The 22,331-nt window shown below is 65.5% G+C and carries 19 protein-coding genes; 7 read left to right on the top strand and 12 right to left on the bottom strand.

Translation table 11 applies throughout. From position 1 onward, the window contains the following. The first annotated feature begins 730 nt into the window (after positions 1-730). From ACM9HJ_RS28655 to nqrF, 7 genes are all read left to right on the top strand, one after another. Positions 731-1,303 carry a cupredoxin domain-containing protein gene (locus ACM9HJ_RS28655; protein WP_416575219.1) on the top strand — a complete coding sequence of 191 codons (573 nt, stop codon included), beginning with the start codon at positions 731-733 and terminating at the stop codon, positions 1,301-1,303. A gap of 12 nt (positions 1,304-1,315) precedes the next feature. Then, positions 1,316-3,031: a copper resistance system multicopper oxidase gene (locus ACM9HJ_RS28650; protein WP_416575218.1), complete on the top strand. Its 1,716-nt coding sequence runs from the start codon at positions 1,316-1,318 to the stop codon at positions 3,029-3,031. Positions 3,032-3,045: 14 nt separating this feature from the next. Beyond that, positions 3,046-3,783, top strand: a complete 738-nt coding sequence (locus ACM9HJ_RS28645; protein WP_416575217.1) for a copper resistance protein B — start codon at positions 3,046-3,048, stop codon at positions 3,781-3,783. A gap of 270 nt (positions 3,784-4,053) precedes the next feature. Next, complete coding sequence (locus tag ACM9HJ_RS28640; protein WP_416575216.1) at positions 4,054-4,443, top strand: hypothetical protein; 390 nt, start codon at positions 4,054-4,056, stop codon at positions 4,441-4,443. A gap of 355 nt (positions 4,444-4,798) precedes the next feature. Further along, positions 4,799-7,477: a TonB-dependent receptor gene (locus ACM9HJ_RS28635; RefSeq protein WP_416575215.1), complete on the top strand. Its 2,679-nt coding sequence runs from the start codon at positions 4,799-4,801 to the stop codon at positions 7,475-7,477. Between the two features lie 73 nt (positions 7,478-7,550). Continuing rightward, on the top strand, positions 7,551-8,258 hold the full coding sequence (locus tag ACM9HJ_RS28630; RefSeq protein WP_416575214.1) for a PepSY domain-containing protein: 708 nt from the start codon (positions 7,551-7,553) through the stop codon (positions 8,256-8,258). Positions 8,259-8,269: 11 nt separating this feature from the next. After that, positions 8,270-10,117 (top strand): NADH:ubiquinone reductase (Na(+)-transporting) subunit F, encoded by a 1,848-nt coding sequence (gene nqrF / locus ACM9HJ_RS28625; protein WP_416575213.1) that lies wholly within the window; start codon positions 8,270-8,272, stop codon positions 10,115-10,117. A gap of 18 nt (positions 10,118-10,135) precedes the next feature. On the opposite strand, the gene ACM9HJ_RS28620 is transcribed toward nqrF, so the two are convergent. The 12 genes from ACM9HJ_RS28620 to ACM9HJ_RS28565 all read right to left on the bottom strand — a co-directional run bounded on the left by ACM9HJ_RS28620 (position 10,136) and on the right by ACM9HJ_RS28565 (position 22,331). Next, entirely contained in the window at positions 10,136-10,873 is a 738-nt protein-coding gene (locus ACM9HJ_RS28620; protein WP_416575212.1) for an SDR family oxidoreductase, read from the bottom strand. A gap of 17 nt (positions 10,874-10,890) precedes the next feature. Further along, entirely contained in the window at positions 10,891-12,087 is a 1,197-nt protein-coding gene (locus ACM9HJ_RS28615; RefSeq protein ID WP_416575211.1) for a UxaA family hydrolase, read from the bottom strand. 8 nt (positions 12,088-12,095) lie between these two features. Next, positions 12,096-12,392 (bottom strand): UxaA family hydrolase, encoded by a 297-nt coding sequence (locus ACM9HJ_RS28610; RefSeq protein ID WP_416575210.1) that lies wholly within the window; start codon positions 12,390-12,392, stop codon positions 12,096-12,098. Then, positions 12,389-13,228: an amidohydrolase family protein gene (locus ACM9HJ_RS28605; RefSeq protein ID WP_416575209.1), complete on the bottom strand. Its 840-nt coding sequence runs from the start codon at positions 13,226-13,228 to the stop codon at positions 12,389-12,391. The genes ACM9HJ_RS28610 and ACM9HJ_RS28605 overlap by 4 nt, the downstream gene beginning before the upstream one ends. 2 nt (positions 13,229-13,230) lie before the next feature. Beyond that, positions 13,231-14,259, bottom strand: coding sequence for an aldo/keto reductase (locus ACM9HJ_RS28600; protein WP_416575208.1), 1,029 nt, complete (start codon positions 14,257-14,259; stop codon positions 13,231-13,233). Continuing rightward, the gene (locus ACM9HJ_RS28595) at positions 14,259-14,612 is read right to left on the bottom strand and encodes an L-rhamnose mutarotase (protein WP_416575207.1); all 354 of its coding nucleotides are present in this window, start codon (positions 14,610-14,612) and stop codon (positions 14,259-14,261) included. Before ACM9HJ_RS28595 ends, ACM9HJ_RS28600 begins: the two co-directional genes overlap by 1 nt. A 190-nt stretch (positions 14,613-14,802) precedes the next feature. Further along, entirely contained in the window at positions 14,803-15,570 is a 768-nt protein-coding gene (locus ACM9HJ_RS28590; RefSeq protein ID WP_416575206.1) for an IclR family transcriptional regulator, read from the bottom strand. A gap of 12 nt (positions 15,571-15,582) precedes the next feature. Then, complete coding sequence (locus ACM9HJ_RS28585) at positions 15,583-16,515, bottom strand: family 43 glycosylhydrolase (RefSeq protein ID WP_416575205.1); 933 nt, start codon at positions 16,513-16,515, stop codon at positions 15,583-15,585. 87 nt (positions 16,516-16,602) lie between these two features. Beyond that, positions 16,603-18,969 (bottom strand): glycosyl hydrolase family 95 catalytic domain-containing protein, encoded by a 2,367-nt coding sequence (locus ACM9HJ_RS28580; protein WP_416575204.1) that lies wholly within the window; start codon positions 18,967-18,969, stop codon positions 16,603-16,605. Between the two features lie 104 nt (positions 18,970-19,073). Beyond that, positions 19,074-20,330 (bottom strand): L-fucose:H+ symporter permease, encoded by a 1,257-nt coding sequence (gene fucP, locus ACM9HJ_RS28575; RefSeq protein WP_416575203.1) that lies wholly within the window; start codon positions 20,328-20,330, stop codon positions 19,074-19,076. Positions 20,331-20,414: 84 nt separating this feature from the next. After that, on the bottom strand, positions 20,415-21,389 hold the full coding sequence (locus tag ACM9HJ_RS28570) for a zinc-binding alcohol dehydrogenase family protein (protein ID WP_416575202.1): 975 nt from the start codon (positions 21,387-21,389) through the stop codon (positions 20,415-20,417). A 354-nt stretch (positions 21,390-21,743) separates the two neighbouring features. Next, positions 21,744-22,331 (bottom strand): carboxymuconolactone decarboxylase family protein, encoded by a 588-nt coding sequence (locus tag ACM9HJ_RS28565; protein ID WP_416575201.1) that lies wholly within the window; start codon positions 22,329-22,331, stop codon positions 21,744-21,746.

The raw sequence follows: 22,331 nt of genomic DNA, 5'->3' as shown, positions 1-22,331 counted from the left end.
CCCCTGGGGGGATGTGTCAATTGTCGGAGGCTGAAAGGAAGGCGCATGTGCCGCCTGCCGGCGCGGCCCATCACCCCTTGTGATGCCGGGGGCGTGTGCCATATAATAGGGTGATATAGCTCACCATCGCGGCTTTCCGGTTGGACATGTCCATCGCACGATACATCGCGGCATTGCTGATCGGCCTCCTCATGGGGTGGGGCGGATTGGGCGGCCATGGCGCGCATATGGCGATGGCGGGCCAGCCGGCGGCAATGTCCCTTGCCACCGCGACGGCGGAGCCTGCGGCGTCCCATGGGCATGCGCATCATGGACATGACGGTCAGGCCGGTGCACATGACGGGCAGGGGATGAAGGCCCCGGCCCCCGGTTGCTGTCTTTTCGCCTGCGGTCTGTTGACGGTGCTGCCCGCACCCGACCTTCAATTCAGCGATATCGGCTGGGAGGTTTTGCATTTGCGGGCGCCGTCCGATGAGACGATGTCCGGCAGATCCGTATCTCCCCTGCGGCGCCCACCCAAACAATTCGCTTGAGGTGTGCTGCCCCGCGTTTGCGTGGGGACAGCGCCTTGTTGCCCGCGCCGATGAGCGGGCTTCGTCCAGCCTGCGCCGCTGCCAAGTGCGGATAGGGCCTGGATATCCTTTGAAATGCAGGGGCGCCGGATGGCGGCCGCTGCACTGCGTGCCGCGCCCCCTGACGGCTGCGGCACCGATCCCGCAGGAATTTGATCATGAACCGCATCAATCACATGTTTCGCGCCACCCTTCTGGCCGGCTTCGGGCTGTTTGCCCTGACCGGCACCGCCATGGCGCAGATGGATCATGCCCATCACGGCCATGGCGCCGGGAATGAAGCCGCCCCCGCTGGCCAGCCGGGCAAGGCATCCGCCACGACACGGACCGTCCAGATCGAGATGGCCGACATCTCCTACAATCTGGAAAAGCTGGATGTAAAAGCCGGCGAGACCATCCGCTTCATCGTCGTGAACAAGGGCGAACTGCTGCACGAGTTCAGTATCGCCACCGCTGCCGGCCATGCGGAGCATCAGAAGAAGATGGCGATGATGGTCGATCACGGCATGCTGACCGCCACCGGCATCAACAAGGACATGGCGAAAATGGATCATTCCGCAATGGGAATGGGCCATATGGACCATGATGATCCCAACAGCATCCTGGTGGAGCCGGGCAAGCAGGGCGAACTGGTCTGGACCTTCGCGCAGGGCGGAACGCTGGAATTTGCGTGCAATATTCCCGGTCATTACGAAGCCGGCATGGTTGGCAAGATCAGCGTCGCCAAGTAAGGGGGACTTGTCATGAACAGCCAATCAGGCGGGCTTTCCCGCCGCGACGCCTTGCGTCTGGCCGCTGCCGCCGGCATGGCCGGTGTGGTGTCGGTCTTTCCCGGCCGCCGCAGCTTCGCCGCCGCCGGTCCCGGACTGGAACTGGCGGTGGAGCGCACCCGGATCACCGTGGACGGTGTCACCACCCGCGCCATCGCCATCGGCGGGTCCGTCCCGGCCCCCACGCTGCGTTGGCGCGAGGGGGAGGAGGTGGTGATCCATGTCACCAACCGCCTGGACGAACCGACCTCCATCCACTGGCACGGGCTGCTGCTGGAAGGGGTGATGGACGGGTCGCCCGGTTTCAACGGGTTTGAACCGATCCACCCCGGGCAGACCTATACCTACCGGTTCCAGCTGCGCCAAGCGGGTACCTACTGGTATCACAGCCATTCGGCATCCCAGGAACAGGAGGGCATGTATGGCGCCATCATCATCGACCCGGCGGGCCGGGAGCCGGTGCGTGCCGACCGTGACTATGTGGTCTTCCTGTCCGATCACACGGCGCAGAAGCCGGAAACGGTGCTGCGCAACCTGAAGGTCAGCGAGGGTTACTACAACCAGGGCAAGCGCACGCTTTCCGACTTCTTCAAGGATGCGGAGCGTGACGGGATGAAGGCCACCATCCGCGATCGGTTGGACTGGGGCGACATGCGCATGGACGCCACCGATCTGGCGGACGTGACCGGCTATCAGTTCCTGATCAACGGCAAGGGGCCCAGGGATAATTGGACGGCCCTGTACAAGCCGGGTGAGCGGGTGCGGCTGCGCATCATCAACGGTTCGGCGATGAGCATTTTCGATGTGCGCATCCCCGGCCTGCCCATGACCGTGGTGGCCGCCGACGGGCAGAATGTCATGCCCGTTAAGGTGGACGAGTTCCGTTTCGGCGTGGGCGAGACCTATGATGTCATCGTCATGCCGGAGGCTGACAAGCCCTTCACCTTCCTGGCCGAACCGGTCGACCGCAGCGGTTATGCCCGCGCCACCATCGCCGTGGCCGAAGGCATGGAGGCGCCGATCCCGGAACTGCGTCCGCGTACCATCCTGACCATGGAGGATATGGGCATGGCCCATGGCGGCATGGATCACGGGTCGATGGATCATGGTTCCGGTGGCATGGACCATGCGGCCATGGGCCATGGATCGATGCAGGGCATGGATCACAGCGCCCATGCCGGCATGAACCATGGCGACATGGCGGCCGCCAGCCAGGGACGGCCGCTGGGCTGGGCCGATGCCTCCACCCCGGCAGGCACGAAGGCGCTTTCCTATGACGATCTGAAATCCCTGACCAGGGCCAAGGATCTGCGCGAGCCGACGCACGAGATCGAGGTGCAGCTGACCGGCATGATGTCGCGTTACATCTGGACCTTGAACGGGCGGAAGTTCGACCAGGGGGAGCCGATCCGCGTCGGCTATGGCGAGCGTGTGCGCATCCGTTTCGTGAACACCACCATGATGGCGCACCCGATGCACCTGCATGGCATGTTCATGGAACTGGAGAATGGCCAGACCGACCGCATGCCGAAAAAGCATGTGGTGCTGGTGCCGCCGGGTAAATCCCGGTCGGTGCAGCTGACGGCGGATGAACCCGGCGAATGGCCCTTCCATTGCCACCTGCTCTACCACATGGCTTCGGGGATGATGACGCGCTTCATCGTTTCCCCGAAGACCGCGAGCCTTTGAGAAGGGGGCAAGCGATGAACGCGATTTGCAAGCGGGCGGCGCTGGCCGCCCTTCTGATGCTGGGTGTCTCCGGCGTCCAGGCGGCCGAGGATCATGCGCATGTGCCCAGCCATGACCATCTGCCCCTCATCGGCACCTTCAAGGTGGATCATCTGGAGCACCGCTTTCAGGACGGGCGCAACGTCCTGAAATGGGAGGCCCAGGGCTGGTACGGTGGCGATACCGAAAGGGTCTGGTTCAATACTGAGGGCGAGAAGCCGGCCGGTGAGGGGGTGGAGGAGGCGGAGTTCCAGCTTCTCTACAGCCGGATGTGGTCGGAATTCTGGGATGTGCAGGCGGGTGTCCGCCATGATGTGCGCCCGCAGCCACAGACCACCTATGGCGTCGTCGGCTTCAAGGGGGTGGCGCCCTATTTCTTCGAGGTGAATGCCCAGGCCTTCATCAGCGAGGATGGGGACGTCTCCGCCCGGCTGAAGGCCGAATATGAGTTGCTGATCACCCAGAAACTGATCCTGCAGCCGGCATTGGAGGTCAATGCCTCGGCCCAGCGGGTGCGGGAACTGGAAACGGGAACCGGCCTCACCGACATGTCGCTGGGCCTGCGCCTGCGCTATGAGCTGGTGAAGGAGTTCGCCCCTTATGTCGGCGTCAATTGGGAGCGTAAGCTGGGCGGCACCGCCCGTCTGGCCCGCGCTCATGGCGAGGACCCCAGTGCCGTGTCCCTGCTAACGGGCATAAGGTTCTGGTTCTGATGCCAGCGGCATGAGCATTTGCTTATGCCGCTGGCGGACGGCGACTGCCGGCCCGCGCCCACATGGGCGCGTAAGCCCAGCCGCCGGATGGCGGCGCCCGGCGTTTGAGGGGCGTGGTAAAAGGCGGGTCGGTCTCTTGGCGGTCGGCCCGTCACCAAAAAGTCATCCATGATGTTGACGCTCCCCAAGGGGCGGTCTAACATCCCTTTGTATTCATTGGGCCTAAGTTCAAACCAGCCGTGGGGGCGGGACTTGGCGGACAGAATGGAAATGATGCGACGCTTGTTCCTGGTCGGGCTTGCCGCCCTGACCATGGCGCTCGTCTTCGCCATTTCCGGGTCGGCCCGCGCCAATGCGCTCGATGAATATCCCGCGATCCGGGAACATCAGGAACAGGCGGCGGAATTGCGCGGCCTGGATCATCATCGCCTGGCCATGGCCGGCGATATGCAGGCATCGGACGCGGAATGCCCCATCGACTGCACGGATGGCGGCGCCTGCTGTGGTGTCATCCATTGCCTGACGGCGCTGGCCGGCCTGCCTTCGGGCGATGCGCTGGTCCTGTCGGCCCATGAGAATGGCAACCGCACGCCGATGGAGGCGAAGGTGCTGTCCGGTATCCGCCATGCGCCCGATCTGCGACCGCCGGTAGCCGGCTGAGCAATGGACAGGTGCGCCCTGCGGCCACCTGACCGACCCTGATCCCGGCGGGATCAGACGCGTACCCCACCAAATCCGGTTTCCGGCCTTTATCGCCTGCAGCGCCCTTTTGCCGCGCCATGCCGAATGGAATGGTGCGCAGGAAGAGTGCGTGTCAGAAAAAGCCCGATAAACAGGAAATGTCCCGGATATTTGAAATAAATGGGCCGATATCTGCTGGAAAATTCCATCGCGATTTCTTTGCGAGTCGCGGTCCTTTCCCGGATCGGTGGGTCAATCATCTTGAAATAATGACGCAGGATTGAGCCCGGCGTGCATGCCGACCTCCTGCCTGCTGGAACAGGGACAAGACATCATGACGAAAGTCACGGGGAACCTCTTCATTGCCACGGCACTCGCCACGGGCGTGCTGGCCGCACCCGCCATGGCGCAGGACAACCGCACGCTGGAAGAGATCGTGGTGACCGGCAGCCGCATCGCGCGCCAGGACATCACCGGCGTCGGCCCGGCCACCGTGCTGACGGCGGAAGCCATCCGGAACACCGGCGTGACGAGCGTGGAAACGCTGTTGCAGCGCCTGCCGTCCAGCGCCGGCTTCGCGGGCAACCAGACCAACGCCTATTGGGCCAATAACGGCTATGGCACGGCGCAGGTCAATCTGCGCGGCCTGGGCATCAACCGCACGCTGGTACTGCTGAACGGTCGCCGCGTGGTGGCTGGCGGCACGGGTGCGAATTCCGCGCCGGACCTGAACACCATCCCGGTTTCGGTGATCCAGCGTATCGACGTGCTGAAAGATGGTGCCTCTGCCATCTATGGTGCCGACGCGGTTGCCGGCGTGGTCAACATCGTCACCCGCACCGATTTCGACGGGGTCGAGGTCTCGGCCAAGTACGGCATCACCGATGAGGGCGATGGCGAAGAGAAGAGTGCCGACCTGACCTGGGGCACGTCGGGTGACAAGGGGGCGATGGTCGCGACCTTCAGCTATTACAAGTCCGAGGCGGTCAACCTGGCCGACCGCGAGCCCTGCGGCCTGGGTGAAAGCGGCGGGCAGCTTGTCTGTGTGGGCAGTTCATCCACCACCGGCGGCCGTGCCCTGCTGCCCAACGGCCAGAGCATCAATTTCAACCAGACGCCGGGCGGCAATGGCAATTTCTATGAACCCTACGCCGCCAAGCATAATTTCAATTCCAACCCGTTCCTGAACGCCGTCAACCCGATCGAGCGTTTCTCCGCCAACATGTTCGGCCATCTGAACCTGTCGGATGAGGTGCGGCTGTTCAGCGAACTGATGTTCACCAACCGGCAGTCGGACCAGATCGCCACGCCCGGCACGCTGCGCAACCTGACGGTGGCCGCCAACAACCCGACCAATCCCACGGGCCAGACCCTGACCATCCAGGGCCGCCGCCTGGCCGAACCCGGCCCGCGTGAATTCTATCAGGATGTCGATACCTGGCGCACTGTGGTCGGCCTGGATGGCCACTTCGCCAATGGCTGGCGCTGGGAGGCCGCCTTCAACTGGGGCCGCAACAAGGGCGTGGACGGGTCGACCAATGTCGCCAACCTGGACCGCGTGCGCCAGACGCTGAACACTTCCGTTTGCAGCGCCGCCGCCGGTGCCGCCATCCCCTGCGGCGATTATCTGGGGGCGGGCGACCTGAACCGCCAAGTGCTGGATTACATCCTCTATACCAGCCGCGACAGCGGCGGGAACGAGCAGATCAGTGGCACTTTCGACCTGACGGGCTCGCTGTTCGAACTGCCGGCCGGCGATGTCGGCTTCGCCACGGGTGTGGTCTGGCGCAAGGACAAGGGCTGGCGCGATCCCGATGCGCTGACCGTGCTGGGCATCGCGAACACCAACCAGCAGGACCCGATCGCCGGCCGGGTGAAGGCCAAGGAGGCCTATCTGGAACTCCAGGTGCCGCTGCTGGCCGATCTGCCCTTCGCCCAGCGCCTGGAACTGAACGCGGCGGCGCGTTATTCCGACTATGACCTGTTCGGCAGTGCCGACAATTACAAGGCCGGCCTGGACTGGCAGGTCATCGACAGTGTGCGGCTGCGCGCCACCTATGGCACGGCCTTCCGCATCCCCAACGTGCCGGAGCTGTTCGGCGGCGTGTCGGAAGGCAACCTGACCACCACCGATCCCTGTTCCAATTACGGCGCACTGCCCGCCACATCGGTCGTGGCGGCCAATTGCCGGGCCAGCGGCGTGCCCGCCGGCTTCCGCCAGTTGGGCAACACCATCCTGACCACGGTAGGCGGCAACAGCGCGTTGAAGCCCGAAACCTCCGACAGCTTCACCGTGGGTACGGTGATCCAGCCGGAATTCGTGGAGGGGCTGACCTTCACGGCCGATCTGTTCGACATCCGCATCAAGGATGCCATCCGTTCCATCCCCGGATCGACCAAGCTGTCGGTCTGCTATAATGCGGCGGGCCTGAGCCATCCGTTCTGCGGGTCGCAGCATTTCACCCGCAATGCGCTGACGGGGGAGATCAATTTCCTGTCCGCCCAGCCGGTGAATACCGGTCGGGAAAAGATGCGCGGGTTCGATTTCGGCCTGCTGTACCAGTTCGATCTGGCCGATCTGGGCGTGGCGCTGGACTGGAATGCCACCTATCTGGACAAGTACACGATCACCCCGTTCCAGGGGGCGGCACCCATCCTGTTCGATGGCTATATCGGCGGTGGCAATGGCGGCTTCCCGCACTGGCGCTCCAACCTGTCCGGTACAGTCTCGGACGAGAAGTGGAACGCCACCTATTCGGTGCAGTGGATCGGCAAGGCCACGGATTTCAACGCGGCCCCGGCCGATATCGGCTATCGCTCGCCCAACGTTTTCTACCACAACATCCAGGCCAGCTATCAGGTGGTGGAGGGGGCCCGCATCGCGGTGGGTGTCGACAATCTGTTCGACCGGGATGCGCCCTTCATCAAAAGCTGGACGGATGGCAATACCGATACCATGACCTATGACCTGCTGGGGCGTCGGGGCTATGTCCGCATGACCTACAGTTTCTGATCCTCCACCCGCCGTCCCGTTCCATTCGGACGGGGCGGCGGGCATCCCGTTTGCTCTGTTCTGGAGGCAATCAATGCGCCCCGCTTCCATCGCCCGGAAGACGCATAAATGGCTGGCCCTGCTGATCGGGATACAGGCCCTGATCTGGGCCATCAGCGGTCTTTACATGGTCGTCGTTCCCATCGAGATCATCCATGGCGACCATTTCGTCCATCTGCACGGGTCCCAGCCGCCCCTGGCCCTGGACAAGGTGCGGCACGACATCAACGATGTGCGGCAATCCTATAATGATGTCCGCTCCGTCCGGCTGAAGCCGCTGCTGGATGAACCGCATTACGTGGTCGAGCATGCCGGCGGTCTGACCCTGGTCAATGCGGTGACCGGCCGGGAACGCCCGCCTTTGACGAATGAGGAGGCCGAAAGGCTGGCCCGCGCGCTCTATACCGGCAAGTCGGCGGTGCAGTCCGTCACCCTGCTGGCCGAGGTGCCGGCGGAAATAAGGGGCCGCGCGGCGCCGGTCTGGCAGGTGCGGTTTGCGGGCTGGAACGATCATACGATCTATCTCTCCCCCATCACCGGCGACCTGGTGGCCCGCCGCCACAATCTGTGGCGCACCTTCGATTTCGTCTGGATGTTCCACATCATGGACTATGCCGAACGTACGGATGTGAACAACCCGCTGGTGCGGGTGGCCACGATCGCCGCCTCCATCGTGATGCTCAGCGGCGTCTGGCTGCTTTTCTACAGTTTCCGCCGCCGCCGCGCGGCCGCTGCGCGCTGAGGGGAACCACGATGCTTCAGACATTCCGTTGGTTCCATAAGTGGGTCGGCCTGCTGATGGGCGTGCAGTTCGCGCTCTGGGCGCTGAGCGGGGCGGCCATGGCCCTGATCGACCATCACGCCGTCAGCGGTCAGCATATGCGCCGCGCCATCGCACCGCTTACATTGCCGGCTGATGCGCCATCCCTGTCACTGGATCAGGTGCGGGAAAAGCTGGCCGGACCGGTCAGCGGCTTGCGACTGCGTCCCCTGCTGGACAGCTTCGTCTATGAGGCGCACACGCCCAAGGGCGTGCGTCTGCTGTCCGCCACCGATGGTGCGCGGGTGGAGATCACCGAGGCGCTGGCCCGTGACATTGCGCGCCAGGATTATGCCGGCACCGCCGCCATTTCCGGGGTGGAGCGGCTGGCCGGGCCCAATCTGGAGGCCCGTAAGCATGAAGGGGCGATGTGGCGTGTCGCCTTTGCGGATGAGGACAATACAACGCTTTATGTCTCGGCGGAGACCGGGCGGGTGCTGGAACGGCGCAATGATGACTGGCGGCTCTGGGACATCGCCTGGATGCTGCACATCATGGATTATACGGAGCGGGAGAGCTTCAACCATCCGCTGATCATCCTGGCGGCGGTGGCGGCCCTGTGGCTGTCGGTGTCCGGCCTGTTCCTGGTCTATGACAGTTTCAGCCGGCAGGATTTCAACCTGGCCCGCCATTACCGCCGCCTGCGGGGCCATGGCATCCCTGTCACCCTGCGCAGCGATGCCGGCACCACCCGCGCCCTGTCCTTGCCGGAAGGGGCGAGTTACTTCGATGCCCTGGCCGGGGCCGGCGTGATGCTGCCGTCCAATTGCGGTGGTGGGGGAAGCTGTGGACTGTGCCGGGTGACGCTGGGCGCGGATGCCGCCGTGACCGACGCCGACCGCCAGCACCTGTCCCGTTCGCAACTGGATCAGGGCTGCCGCCTGGCCTGCCGCCATGCCGTGGGGACGGGGCAGGTGGTGACGGTGCCGGATCAGGCGCTGGACAGCCAGGGGCACGCGGCCCGCGTGGTCGGCGTGCGCTATCTCAGCCCGATGATCAAGGAGGTGCGGCTGCGGATGGCGTCCGGTGCCGTGCCACCCCATCATGCCGGACAGTTCATCCAGCTGGCCGTGCCCGCCTACAGCACCGGTCCCGATCGGTTCGAGGTGCCGGAAGGCTGGCGGGTGGATTGGCAGCGCCTGGGCCTGCCCGACCGGATCAGTCATCCGGGTGGCCTACGCCGGTCCTATTCCATGGCCACGCATCCGGGAGAAGTGGTGGGCGAACTGGTGCTGAATGTCCGCTTCATGCCACCCGCCGACCCCGCCAAGGCTCCCTGCGGTGCCGGCTCCAGCTATGTCTTCGGCCTGCGCCCGGGGGACGAGGTGCGGTTCTTCGGTCCCTATGGCAGCTTCGCGGCGGCCGAGGGCAACCGGGAACTGGTGCTGATCGGCGGTGGTGCCGGTATGGCGCCGCTGCGCGCCATCATCCGCGACGAACTGCTGCGCAAGACTGCGACACGACGCATCTCCTTCTGGTATGGCGCCCGTGCCGCCCGTGACATCCTCTATCGGGATGAATTCGACCGGCTGGGGGATGGGCACGCCAATTTCGCCTGGACCGTCGCCTTGTCGGACCCTGATCCGTCCGATGGCTGGCGCGGCGCCAGGGGCATGATCCATGAGGTGGTGAAGGCCCAGCACATCGCGCGCCACCGCGACCTGAAATCCTGCGACTTCCTGGTCTGCGGGCCGCCCGCCATGCTGAAGGCGACATTGGAGATGCTGCGCAAGGCCGGCGTGCCGCGCGACCGGATCGCCTATGATGATTTCGGATGCTGATGGCGGCGGGGGAAGCGGTCAGTTGGTCCAGCCGCCGTCGATGACATGGGCCTGGCCCGTGGTGAAGCTGCTTTCGTCCGATGCCAGATAGAGGGCCAGGGCCCCGATTTCCCGTGGGTCGCCGACGCGGCCCATGGGCTGGCGCGCGGTGAAGGCGGCCCAGGCGCCCTCGTAATCGCCCGTCGCGCGCAGCCTGTCATGCAGCGATGGCGTGTCCACCGTGCCGGGGCAGATGGCGTTGCAACGGATGCCCCTGGTGACGAAGTCGGCGGCCACCGCCTTGGTCAGGCCCAGCACCGCCGCCTTGGACGCGCCATAGACGAAGCGGTTGGGCACGCCCTTGATCGCACTGGCCACCGACGACATGTTGATGATCGACCCGCCGCCCCCTTCGATCATGGCGGGCAGGAAGGCGCGGATCATCCGGTACATGGCCGTGACATTGATGTCGAAGGCCAGGGCCCACTCATCCTCCCCACATTCCAGGATATTGCCGCCCGATACGATCCCGGCGCAGTTGAACAGCACATCGATGCGGCCGATTTCCGCCTGTGCCGCCGCGATATCCACCGGATCGCGTACATCCAGCCGGCGGGTGCGGCAGCCGGTCAGGCTTTCCAGGGCCGCTTCATTGATATCGGTGGCCCAGACAGTCGCCCCCTCCGCCGCGAACAGTTCGGCCGTGGCGCGGCCGATGCCCTGGCCGGCGGCGGTGATCAGGGCGGTCTTTCCCGCCAGTCTTGGCTTGTGGCTCATGATGCGCGATGTCCGTTTCAGCGGGGAAAACAGCCGGGGCCCGATGGCTCGAAGCTTTTATAGGTCAGGATGAATTCACGGTGGCCCATGGCTTCGGATTTGGTCTCCGCCCCGGCCGCCACCGCCTCCACCAGCGCCACGATCTCATCCCCCACGCTGTCCAGCGTGGCGGAACCGTCGAAGATGGCGCCGGCATTGATATCCATATCCTCCCCCAGGCGGCGCCAGGTCTCCGGATTGCCGGTGACCTTGATGACCGGGGCGATGGCCGACCCGACGACGGACCCGCGCCCCGTGGTGAACAGGGTCAGATGCGCGCCGCAGGCCATCATCTCCACGATCTCGGCATTGTCGGAGATGTTGGGAAAGCCGAAACGTGGTTCCCCGTCGGGTACCACATCCAGCAGATAGAGGCCGGGGGTGGTGGGCTGCTCCGCCGGCTTGATGACGCCGACGATGGGCCGGCTGCCCGACTTCACATAGGCGCCGGCCGATTTCTCCTCCTGCGAGGACAGCCCGCCCTCCGCATTGCCGGGCGCGAAGCTGCCATAACCCATGGTGCGGTAATAGGTTTCGGCCTTGGCGATCGACCCGACAATGGCGCCGGCCACCGAAGGGGTGGCGGCGCGCACCGCCATCGGCCCTTCGCAGCCGATCATCTCCCCCGTCTCCTCGAAGATGCAGGTGGCACCGGCATCGACCAGCCGGTCGAAGGCGCGGCCCACGGCGGGATTGGCGGTGATGCCGCTGGTCCCGTCCGACCCGCCACAGATGGTGCCCACCACCAGGTCGCTGAGCGCCAGCGGCACCCGCACCGCTCTGGTCGCCATTTCAGCCCGGATGCGATGGACGGCGGCCAGCCCCTGGTCGATGGCGGCGCGCGTGCCGCCCGCCTGCTGGATCACCACCGTTTCCACGGGACGGCCATTGGCGGCCGCATGGGCAGCCAGCCCCTCCCGGTCGAAGCTTTCGCAGCCCAGCGACAGCAGCACGACCCCGCCGACATTGGGATGGGCCACCAGGGCCTTCATCATCCGCTTGGCGTAATCGTTGGGGTAACAGCCGGGGAAGCCCACCAGATGCACCTGCGCGTCATCGGCCAGATCGACGATGCGCCGCGCGGCATGGTGGGCGCATTCCACCAGATAGGCCACGATCAGCACATCGCGGATGCCCTTGCGCCCGTCGGGCCGCAGATAGCCTTGCGCCTTCATGACCCCACCTACCCTTTGGCCGCATCGCGCAGATGCGCACCGATATAGTCGCTTTTCATATTGTGCATATGGACCCAGCCGCCCGCCTGTACCGGCGCCGTCATCGACCCGATCGATGCGCCGTACTTGATCACCTTGGCCCCCGCCGGCAGGTCGATCCGCGCCAGCTTGTGGCCCAGGGCCACGCGTTCCGCCGCCACGATATCCACCCCGTTCAGGCAGATAGGCTCGCCCTCCTCCACCGTCCGGCAGCAGACGACGACATTGTCATCCCCGTGCAGCAGGATCACCGCCGGTGCCGTCATGATCCCCCCAACCTGTAGATATGCCGGGCATTGCCGCCCATGATGGCGGCGGCGTCCACATCATCCAGCCCCGCCAGGAACCGGTGGGTCAGCCCGTGCCAGCGCCCGTAGCTGCCGGCCAGTTCCAGCACCGGCCAGTCGCTGCCCCAGATCAGGCGGTGCGGCCCGAACAGGTCCAGCAACTCCGCCATCCGGTCCAGCAAAGCCGCGTCATCGGTGCCGGGTGCCACCTCCGTCAGCAGGCCCGACAATTTGCAGCTGACATTGGGAAACCGGGCCGCCGCACGGATATCGATGCGCCAGCCGTCGACGGGACCGGCACCGATCGGCCCCTTGGCCCCATGGTCGATGATGATGGGCAGGTCCGGGTATCGCCGGGCCAGTTCGGCCACGCAATGCAGTTGCGGCGGTTTCACCAGCGCGTCGAAGGCCAGACCGGACGCGGCCAGGGCCGCCAGACCGGTGGCGCGCGACGCGGCCAGTATCCAGTCGGGATCATCCAGATCCTGCAGCATCGGCCGGATGCCGACGAACTTCGCCTGCGCCCGCCGCTGCCCGATCCGGCCGGCGATGTCCGGTGCGTCCAGATCGACCCAGCCGACGACGCCCCGGACCCAGGGCGTGGCGTCGGCCAGCGACAGCAGGAAATCCGTTTCCGCCTCTGTTGCCGCCGCCTGCACCAGGATGGTGCCGTCGATCCCGGCGGTATCCAGTATCGGGCGCAGATCGGGTGGCAGGAAGGGGTGGTAAAGCACCGGCAGACCCGGGGTCAGCCAGCCATAATCGCCGCGTGCCGGGTCCCAGAAATGTTGGTGCGCGTCGATGACGGGGCTCATCGTCAGCCTCCCGCCGGCAGGGGGGCATCGGCGCGGACCAGATCCAGATGCCGCAACTCCGTCCAGAAATCGGCCGGGATCGGCGTATGGTGAAGCTGCTCCACGGCCCGGACCCGTTCCGGGCTGTCCAGGCCGGGAATGACGCTGGCGACCTGCGGATGGGCCAGGGCGAATTGCAGGGCGGCGGCCGGCAGCGGCACCCCGTGCCGGTCGCACACCGCCTCGATCCGCCGCACCCGGTCGATCACCGCCGCGGGGGCCGGGCCGTAATTGTAGTGACCGATATCGGGCCCGCGCGTGCCGGTGGCCAGGATGCCGGAATTGAAGATGCCGCCCAGGGTCAGGCTGACACTCCGCCGCGCGCATTCCGGCATCAGCGCATCCAGGGCGCCTTGTTCCAGCAGCGTGTAACGTCCGGCCAGCAGGATGACGTCCAGGTCGGCGACCTGCAGGCAATCCAGACAGGCCGGCACCTCGTTCACGCCGATGCCGAAGGCCGCGATCGATCCTTCGGCACGCAGGTTTTCCAGGGCGCGGAAACCGTCGCCGCGTGTCAATTGCCCGAACATGTCGGCATGGGCATCGCCATGGGTCAGGCGCCCGATATCATGGACATAGAGAATGTCGATGCGCGCCAGCCGCAGGCGCTGCAACGACGCCTCCCACGACCGCATCACCCCGTCATGGCTGTAATCATAGGTCGGCCGGAAAGGCTGGGATGAACGGAAGCCATGGCGTTCCCGGTCGTCGCGCACATCGCCATCGGGTACCAGCAGCCGGCCGACCTTGCTGGACAGGACCACATCGGTGCGCCCGCGCACGCCATCACCCACCCGCCGTTCCGACAGGCCGAACCCGTAATAGGGTGCCGTGTCGATATGGGTCAGGCCCGCATCCAGGGCCGCCGCCAGGGTTTCGCCGGCCTGGTCATCGGACAGGGGGCGATAGAGATTGCCCAAGGGGGCGGCGCCGAAGCCGATCTCCGGCACGCACAGCGCCGTGCGGCCGATGGGGCGGGTCAACGGCGCCATCAGGACACCCCATCCGGATGCTGCGACAGGTCGAAGATCGCCCGCATGGGGCGCCATTTCTCCCCCGCCGCCGCCTGCGGCAACGCCTTCTGGAACCGCCACATCAGCGCTTCCCAACGGGCGACAGCCTCGTCCAGGGCGGGCGGGGCGGGTCTGGGGTAGTCATCCGCGACCTCCGCCACCATCACCATGCGATCATCCACCCGCCAGATCTGCATCTCCAGAACGCCCGTGGCCCTGATATGGGCCAGCACGCCGGGCCAGACGCCACCGGGGGCGTGCAGCTTTTCATAATCGGCGATCAGGTCGGCATCGGCCACCAGATCCAGGGCCAGAACCAGCCGGCGGCTCATTCCCCATCCCCGTTGTGGCACGCATCCATGGGCATGTTTCCTCTCCCTGAATGCCGGGTCTGTGCCCGGCTTCATCCTCAATCCATTATCGTGAATGAAATTATAATTTCAAATAAGAAAATCGAGATCGGAACGCGCGCCTCCCCAGCCAGGGGACAACTTTCCCGGCGGGCAAAAGATCAGCGTGGATTCAGGGGGCGTGGCCCAGGTCGGCGGAGATGGCCATGGCCGTCTCGCGCAACTGCTGACGCGCCTCTTCCGCCCCGACCTTCTGCGATCCGTCGACCATCTCCATGAAGGGGATGGTGAGCGCCGCCATGACATCGCCGTTGAAGCCGAAGATCGGCAGGCTGATATCGGTGACGCCGAAGGTGACGGGGCTTTTGCGGCTGTCGAAGCCCTGGGCGCGCACCTTGTCCAGGGCCGGCATCAGGGCGGTGTGGTCGAATGTGCTGTCGGCCTGCTCGATCAGGCGGGCCGTGCGGGCGGGTGGGGAGAAGGCCAGCAGCACATGGCCCGAACAGCTGCGCAGCAGATCGACGGCGGCCCCCACCTTCAGGGCGAAACCGCGCGTGCCGGGGTTCTCCTGGCGCGCGATCACCAGCCCCTGGCCGCCATTGACCACCACCAGATGGCAGGATTGGCCCACGCGCTCGGCCAGCCGTTCCATGGGGGCGACGGCGACGGCCACCAGGTTCTGTGACGGGGTGGCGCGCAGGGCCACATCCAGCAGCTTGTAGGCCACCGTGTAGCGGTCATTGGCCTGGGATTTTTGCAAATAGCCGCGCTGTTCCATGACGATGACGATGCGGAACAGCTCCCCCACCGACCGTTCCAGAATGGCGGACATCTCGCTGATCTGCATGCCGCCCGGCCGATCCGCCAGCAGCTCGAGGATTTCGAAGGCCTTTTCCAGCGCCGGGGCGGCGTAGGTGCCCTTCAACCCAGGACGGCTCATCAACTCCCCCACTCAGCATGGCATGGCGTAGGCCAGCGATAGCATTGGTTCTTGAGAACGGACAGGGGGAAAAGAAGCCCCGTGAACTGGCCCCTCCACCAGGGTGGCGTGGCTCCGGCACCACCAATATTCGTCATTGTCGATGGTGCGCACGATGGGATTGTGGGGGCAATCCTCCCACGGGCCGTTGATGGATTTCGACCGGGCGGCGATCACCATATGGCCGGTCGGCGGCCCGGCCGTGCCACCCACGGCGGTGATCATGTAATAATATTCCCCATGTCGCATGACCTTCGGCCCTTCGGGGGAAAAGCCCTCCACCACCCAGTCGGACGGGTAGCGCCAGGGATTATAGACCTTCTCCGGCTCCCCCACGGTGGACAGGCCATCATCGCTCAACCGGATGCGGCTGCCGCCCGACAGGAACAGCCAGCGCGACCCGTCCTTGCCCACGGCATGGCCGGGATCGATGAAGCCGGACAGGCCCAGATATTTCGGCTCGCTCCACGGCCCCTCGATCCTGTCGGCCCAGATGACATAGGTGCCGGTGGGATTGCCCTTGATGGGGATGTAGAGGAAATAGCGGCCCTTATGCTTGGTCAGTTCCGGCGCCCAGACGGCACCCAGGTTTTTGGTCAAGGCCGCCGTCACCGGCGTCCAGTTCAGCATGTCGCGTGAATGCCAGATGACCAGGCCTGGATAGCTGTCGAAGGTGGAGAAGGTGATGTAGTAATCCTTCCCGTCCTTCAGGATGGTCGGGTCCGGATGGTCGCCGGAAAACAGCGGGTTCAGATACCGCCCGTCGCCCAGGTTGGGCTTGCGCTGATTATCCAACCCCCGCGCCCATTGCGGGCCACCCGGTTTGCCGGGGGGAATGCAGGTGGCCGCAGGGGCGGCGGCCGGCGCCGCTGCGACAGGACCGGCGGCCAGACCGGCACCGCCCATCAGGGCCAGGCTCAGGGCATTGCGGCGGGGGAAATATCGGTCATCCCGGGGGTTCCTTCTCTTCGATCTTTTTGTTGGCTCACGGGATCAGGACAGCGGCCCCACCGACAGTTTGCCGCCATTACGGGTCACCCGCACCGGCTTGCGGGCCTCCAGGTCGATCTCGATCACCTGTTTGCCCAGGCGCAGGCGGTGCTGGCCGGGCACGCGTGCCTCCAGCACCGCCTGATCCAGCTTGCCGCCCGACCAGGACAGGTCAACGCGGACGGCACCACGGGCACGCAGGCCGGTGACGCTGCCCTTCGGCCAGGCGCCCGGCAAAGCCGGCAGCAGGTGAATCTCGTTCTTGCGACTGCGCAGCACCATTTCCGTGATACCGGAGGTGCCGCCGAAATTGCCGTCGATCTGGAAGGGCGGGTGGCTGTCGAACAGGTTGGGATAGGTGCGCTTGGGCCGCAGCAGCATGCGCAGCACCAGATGCGCCCGTTCCGCATCACCCAGCCGCGCCCACAGATTCAGGCGCCAGCCGATGCCCCAACCCGTCGCCTCATCGCCGCGAATTTCCAGGGACTTGCGGGCGGCCACCGCCAGTTCCGGCGTGTCGAACACGTCGATCTGGCCGCTGGGATAGACGGCATAGAGGTGGGAGACGTGGCGATGGTGGATTTCCGGGACCTGCATGTCCCAATCCTCCACCCATTCCTGCAACTGTCCCACCCGGCCGGTCTTGTCGGGCGCCAGCCGGGCACGGGTCTTGGCGGCCTGGGCGCGGAATTCGGGGTCCAGGCCCAGGATTTCCGCCGCCTTCACACAATTGTCGAACAGGTCGCGCAGGATCTGCTGGTCCATGGCCGGCCCGGCGACCAGGGAGGAGCCATGGGGATGGCGGTTCTCCGGCGACAGGGACGGGCTGGTCATCAGGAAACCGCTCTTTGGGGCCTCCACCAGCGTATCCAGGAAGAACTCCGCCGCCCCCTTCATCAGCGGATAGACCGATGCCAGGAAATCCCTGTCGCGGCCATAATCGTAATGGTCCCACAGATGCAGGCACAGCCACGCCCCGCCCACCGGCCACATGCCATACTTGGCCCCGTCGATTGGGGCCGTGGCGCGCCACAGGTCGGTATTGTGATGGGCCATCCAGCCGCGGGCGCCATACATGGTCCTGGCCGTGCGCGCCCCGGTTTCGGCGATGTCGCGGATCAGGGACACCAGCGGTTCCGCCAGTTCCGGCAGGGCGGTGGGCTCCGCCGGCCAGTAATTCATCTCCGTATTGATATTGATGGTGTATTTGCTGCCCCAGCTGGGCTTCAGACTGTCGTTCCAGATGCCCTGCAGATTGGCGGGCTGCGTGCCAGGGCGGGACGAACAGATCAGCAGATAGCGGCCGAACTGGTGATAAAGCGCGGCCAGCGCCGGGTCGTTCAGCGCCTCGCTGTCGCGTACCCGTTCATCGGTGGGCAGGCTGGCGGCAGCTGTCGTGCCCAGGTCGACGGCGACACGGCGGAACAGGGCGCGGTGGGACACAAGATGCGCGTCCAGCAGCCGGGCGAAGGGCTTCCCCGTTGCCGCCAGCACCTGACCGGCGGCGATGGCATCGGGATCGCCCGACACATCGTCATAGCGGCGGAAGGAGGTGGCGGCCGCCAGCAGCAGGACCACGCTCTCCGCACCGCGTACCTTCAGATGGTTGCCCGCCGCTTCCACCGTGCCGCCCACCGGCAGGGCGCGGACCAGGCAGGTGAAGCGCAACGCGCCCTGCACCCCATGCTGCTCACCATTGCGGCCACGCATCGCCAGCAGGTCGCCGGCGTCGGTCTTCACCTCCGCCTTCTGCGGGGTGGACAGCTTCACATCCACATCCACCCGGCCCGCCCCCTCGGCCGACAGGCGGACCACCAACACCTGATCGACGGGCGACGCGAACACCTCCCGTGTGTGGATCGTGTCGCCAACGCGGAAACGCGTGGTGGCCACCGCACGGTCCAGATCCAGGTCGCGGCGGTAATCGACGGCTTCCCCCAGGCCTGGGAATTCCAGGCCCAGATCGCCCAGCGTCTGGTACGACATCTGGCGCACGGGCTTGCCCATCATCCGGGCATTCACCATGGCCTCCGCCTCGGCATATTTGCCCTGGGCGATCAGGGCGCGTACCTCCGGCAAGGCCGCCAGCGCGTCGGGATTGGCCGGGTCATAGGGGCCGCCGGACCACAGCGTATCCTCGTTCAGCTGCAGCCGTTCCTTGTCCACCCCGCCGAACACCATGGCACCCAGCCGTCCATTGCCGATAGCCAGCGCCTCGGTCCAGACCTTGGCCGGCTGCCGGTACCACAGGGTCAGCGGGCCGGGATTGTCCGCCGAAAGGGCGGCGGCCTGGGTATTGGCCAGGGCGGGGGCGGCCAGGGTGGCGATGGCGATGCCCTTCAGGGCCTGTCTGCGGGACCAGGATGTCATGTCGCTCTCTCTTTTCCTTGGTTTTCCAACTGCCATCGCAAGGCAAGCCTGGGGCCGGTGTCATATCCGCCGCCGGCTGCGTCCTTGGCACGGGATGTTGAACCTCAGCGGTTTCGGTATGCGTACAAAGCCACGACCAGGAAACAGGCCAGCGGCAGGGCGAAGCCCAGCTGCATGGTTCCGGTCGACACGGCGATCAGGCCCATGAGCGGCGGACAGATGGCCCCGCCGATGATGGCCATGATGATGCAGCTTGACCCCAGCGGCACCAGCGGTCCCAGCCGGTCGATGCCCATGGCGAAGATGGTGGGGAACATCACCGACATGAAGAAGCTGGTCAGCACCAGCGCCCCCACCGCCACCTGCCCCGACGCGCCGATGGCGACCGCGCACAGGACGACATTGATCAGGGCATAGAGGCCCAGCAGCCGGGCCGGCGCCACCTTGGACATCAGGATCGTGCCGACGAAGCGACCCACCATGAACAGCACCAGGCTGGTCGACAGCAGGAAGGCCGCCTGACGTTCGGAAACCTCCGGCGTGGCATCCTTCACGAAATCGACGAAGAAGCTCCACACCCCGACCTGGGCACCGACATAGAAGAACTGCGCCGCCACGGCCGTCACCAGGGAACGGTGGCGCAGCAGCTGGCGGAACTGGCTGCCCAGCCCTTCGCCGGACTGTTCGATGTCGCCTCTCGGCAGTTTCGTGAAGATCACCGCCAGCGCGATCGCGCCCGCCACGCCGGCCAGCAGCAGATAGGGCAGCCGTACCGTGGATGCCTCCATCACGCGGTAGGCCTCCAGTTCCGCCGTCGGCATGGCGGCCAGTGCCTCGGGTGAATGTTCGACGCCGGAGAAGATCAGCATGCCGCCGATGATGGGCGCGATGAAGGCGCCGAAACCGTTGAAGGATTGCGCCAGGTTCAGGCGCTGCGGCGCGCGGGCGCGATCGCCAAAGGCGGCGATATAGGGATTGGCCGCCGTTTCCAGGAACGCCGCCCCGGCCGCGATGACGAACAAGGCCGACAGGAACAGGCCATAGGTGCGGGCGAACGATGCCGGCAGGAACAGCAAGGCACCGGCGGCATAGAGCGCCAGCCCGATGATGATCGCCACCTTGTAGCCATGGCGGCGCATGACCAGCCCCGCCGGCAGCGCCACCAGGAAATAGCCGATATAGAAGACAAACTGGATGAAGCCCGCCTGCATCCGGTCCAGGCCCAGCGCCTTCTGGAAATGGCGGATCAGGATGTCGTTGAAATTGTTGGCGATCGCCCACAGGAAAAACAGGCTGGCGATCAGTGCGAAGCCCCAGCGGTAACCGGCGGCGATGAAGGGCGGCGGGTTTGTCCCGCGCATCCCGGACGTTTCCTCTCCTGACATATCGGCCGTCTCCTGGCTCTTTTCTGGATTGGGAAGGGTAAGGGTACTGGTTCCTCCGGATCAAAACCGTGCGATGGCCTTCAGCACGTGATCGGCCTCGGCGATCAGGCGCGGAAGGCGCGTCGGCATGTCGACGGCATCGAAGCCATGGGTGTAAAGGGCGGCATCCGGTATCTGACCGGCCTTGATGGCGGCAATGACCCGGAGGAAATCCGACGTCAGGGCATTGCGGCTGGCCAGCAAACTCGTCTCGCGCTTGTGGAATTCCGGATCGGCAAAGACAAGGTCCCCCTTGGCCACCCCGACCAGCAAATAAGTGCCGCCATGCGCGACATTGGCAAGCCCCGCCGACATGGCCCCCACATGCCCCGTCGCATCGAAAACGACATCGAACATCTCCCCATCCGTGCGGGCGCGCAGCTGGTCGGCCGCCTTCTCCCCAGCACGGACGATGTCGGTGAAACCCAGGCGGGACGCGGCATAGGCCAGTCTTGCCCCCCGCATGTCCATCAGCGTCACCGACGCCCCGTTCAGCCGCGCGAACAGCGCGCTGGCAATGCCGATGGGGCCGGCACCCACCACCAAGACACGGTCATCGGCCCCTGCCCCCGACCGGGCGACGGCATGGGCGCCGATGGCCAGGAATTCCACCATCGCGGCCTGTTCCAGCGTCAGGCCGGTGGCATCGACAACCGCCCGTTCCGGCACGGACAGGAATTCGCACATGCCGCCATCGCGATGCACGCCCAATACCTGGATATGCGTGCAGCAGTTCGGCCGGCCGCGACGGCAGGCCCGACAGGACCCGCATGGCAGATAGGGGTTGATCGTAACGGTCTGTCCGGGCCGTAACGGCGAACCGGGTGGCGCCACCATGACCTCTCCGGCCAGTTCATGGCCCATGATGCGCGGATAGTCCAGGAAGGGCTGGTCGCCCCCATAGATGTGATAATCCGTGCCGCACAGCCCCACACAGCGGATGCGCAGCAGTACCTCATCAGCCTGCGGTACCGGTTCAGGACGGGATATCAGCATCAGATTCCCCGGTCGTTCACAGACGATCGCCTTCACACGCCGCTCCGTCCTAACGCATGCTTCTTAATATCATATTTGGAATCATATTTTCATATACGCAATAGGAGTTCTTGTTCCCGTGCCGTCCGGGATCGATGACTGGATTTGCGGGGTGCCGGCCGTCGCGATCACCGCCGGTCCGGAGCCCCATGCAAAAGCCCCGCATCTCAATGAGATGCGGGGCTTTTGCCGTCGGCGGGCGGCACCCGGTCAGATCAGCCGCATGGAATGCTGCGTGGTCAGATGCCCCATGGGTACACCACCTGCCGGCCCGTCTCCACGCACCAGCGGTCGGGCGGACCACAGGGTGATGTCTCAGCCATGCTTGCCGATCTCCCAGCCCGGCGTCGTCAGATGCATTTCCGCGAACTGGCGCGGCGTGGGTTCCAATGTGGTGCCGATCGTGTCGTTCCAGCGGTTGAAGAAGCCGTAAAGGGCGATGACCGAGACGATTTCCACCTGCTGTTCGCGGCTGAAATGCCCGGCCAGGGCGGCGAAATCGGCGTCGCTGACGGCGTTGGGGGTGTGGCCGGCGCCCATCGCCACGCGCAGCGCCGCGCGCTCGGGCTCGGCGAACAGGGGGCTGTGTTCGAAATCCCAGATCGCGGCCAGTTTCTCCGGCGCGACATGGTTGCCATTGGCACCCGTGCCGGTATGGGCGGAGCAGTAACGGCAGCCCGCCGCCATGCTGGTCATGAAGCCGACCAGCCATTTCAGGCCGGGATCGACCGTGCCCGGCCCCATGATCGTGGCCCAGAGCGTGCCGGCCGCCCGCAATATGTCGGGACGGTAGGCCAGTGTGGGCACGCTGTTGGGCAGTTCGTGGAAGTCATCGCCGATGAAGGACAGGTCGATATCGCGTGCCGCCAGTTCCTCGGCGGTCAAAGGGGGGATACGGGCCAT

Source organism: Niveispirillum sp. KHB5.9 (assembly GCF_048066115.1).
Taxonomy (GTDB): Bacteria; Pseudomonadota; Alphaproteobacteria; order Azospirillales; family Azospirillaceae; genus Niveispirillum.
This window is presented reverse-complemented; position numbering and strand designations above follow the sequence as displayed.

Bases quoted from the DNA above. Each gene is read 5' to 3' on its own strand.
- ACM9HJ_RS28655 (WP_416575219.1), top strand. From the start codon at position 731: ATGAACCGCATCAATCACATGTTTCGCGCCACCCTTCTGGCCGGCTTC.
- ACM9HJ_RS28650 (WP_416575218.1), top strand. From the start codon at position 1,316: ATGAACAGCCAATCAGGCGGGCTTTCCCGCCGCGACGCCTTGCGTCTG.
- ACM9HJ_RS28645 (WP_416575217.1), top strand. From the start codon at position 3,046: ATGAACGCGATTTGCAAGCGGGCGGCGCTGGCCGCCCTTCTGATGCTG.
- ACM9HJ_RS28640 (WP_416575216.1), top strand. From the start codon at position 4,054: ATGATGCGACGCTTGTTCCTGGTCGGGCTTGCCGCCCTGACCATGGCG.
- ACM9HJ_RS28635 (WP_416575215.1), top strand. From the start codon at position 4,799: ATGACGAAAGTCACGGGGAACCTCTTCATTGCCACGGCACTCGCCACG.
- ACM9HJ_RS28630 (WP_416575214.1), top strand. From the start codon at position 7,551: ATGCGCCCCGCTTCCATCGCCCGGAAGACGCATAAATGGCTGGCCCTG.
- nqrF (WP_416575213.1), top strand. From the start codon at position 8,270: ATGCTTCAGACATTCCGTTGGTTCCATAAGTGGGTCGGCCTGCTGATG.
- ACM9HJ_RS28620 (WP_416575212.1), bottom strand. From the start codon at position 10,873: ATGAGCCACAAGCCAAGACTGGCGGGAAAGACCGCCCTGATCACCGCC.
- ACM9HJ_RS28615 (WP_416575211.1), bottom strand. From the start codon at position 12,087: ATGAAGGCGCAAGGCTATCTGCGGCCCGACGGGCGCAAGGGCATCCGC.
- ACM9HJ_RS28610 (WP_416575210.1), bottom strand. From the start codon at position 12,392: ATGACGGCACCGGCGGTGATCCTGCTGCACGGGGATGACAATGTCGTC.
- ACM9HJ_RS28605 (WP_416575209.1), bottom strand. From the start codon at position 13,228: ATGAGCCCCGTCATCGACGCGCACCAACATTTCTGGGACCCGGCACGC.
- ACM9HJ_RS28600 (WP_416575208.1), bottom strand. From the start codon at position 14,259: ATGGCGCCGTTGACCCGCCCCATCGGCCGCACGGCGCTGTGCGTGCCG.
- ACM9HJ_RS28595 (WP_416575207.1), bottom strand. From the start codon at position 14,612: ATGAGCCGCCGGCTGGTTCTGGCCCTGGATCTGGTGGCCGATGCCGAC.
- ACM9HJ_RS28590 (WP_416575206.1), bottom strand. From the start codon at position 15,570: ATGAGCCGTCCTGGGTTGAAGGGCACCTACGCCGCCCCGGCGCTGGAA.
- ACM9HJ_RS28585 (WP_416575205.1), bottom strand. From the start codon at position 16,515: ATGGGCGGTGCCGGTCTGGCCGCCGGTCCTGTCGCAGCGGCGCCGGCC.
- ACM9HJ_RS28580 (WP_416575204.1), bottom strand. From the start codon at position 18,969: ATGACATCCTGGTCCCGCAGACAGGCCCTGAAGGGCATCGCCATCGCC.
- fucP (WP_416575203.1), bottom strand. From the start codon at position 20,330: ATGCGCGGGACAAACCCGCCGCCCTTCATCGCCGCCGGTTACCGCTGG.
- ACM9HJ_RS28570 (WP_416575202.1), bottom strand. From the start codon at position 21,389: ATGCTGATATCCCGTCCTGAACCGGTACCGCAGGCTGATGAGGTACTG.
- ACM9HJ_RS28565 (WP_416575201.1), bottom strand. From the start codon at position 22,331: ATGGCCCGTATCCCCCCTTTGACCGCCGAGGAACTGGCGGCACGCGAT.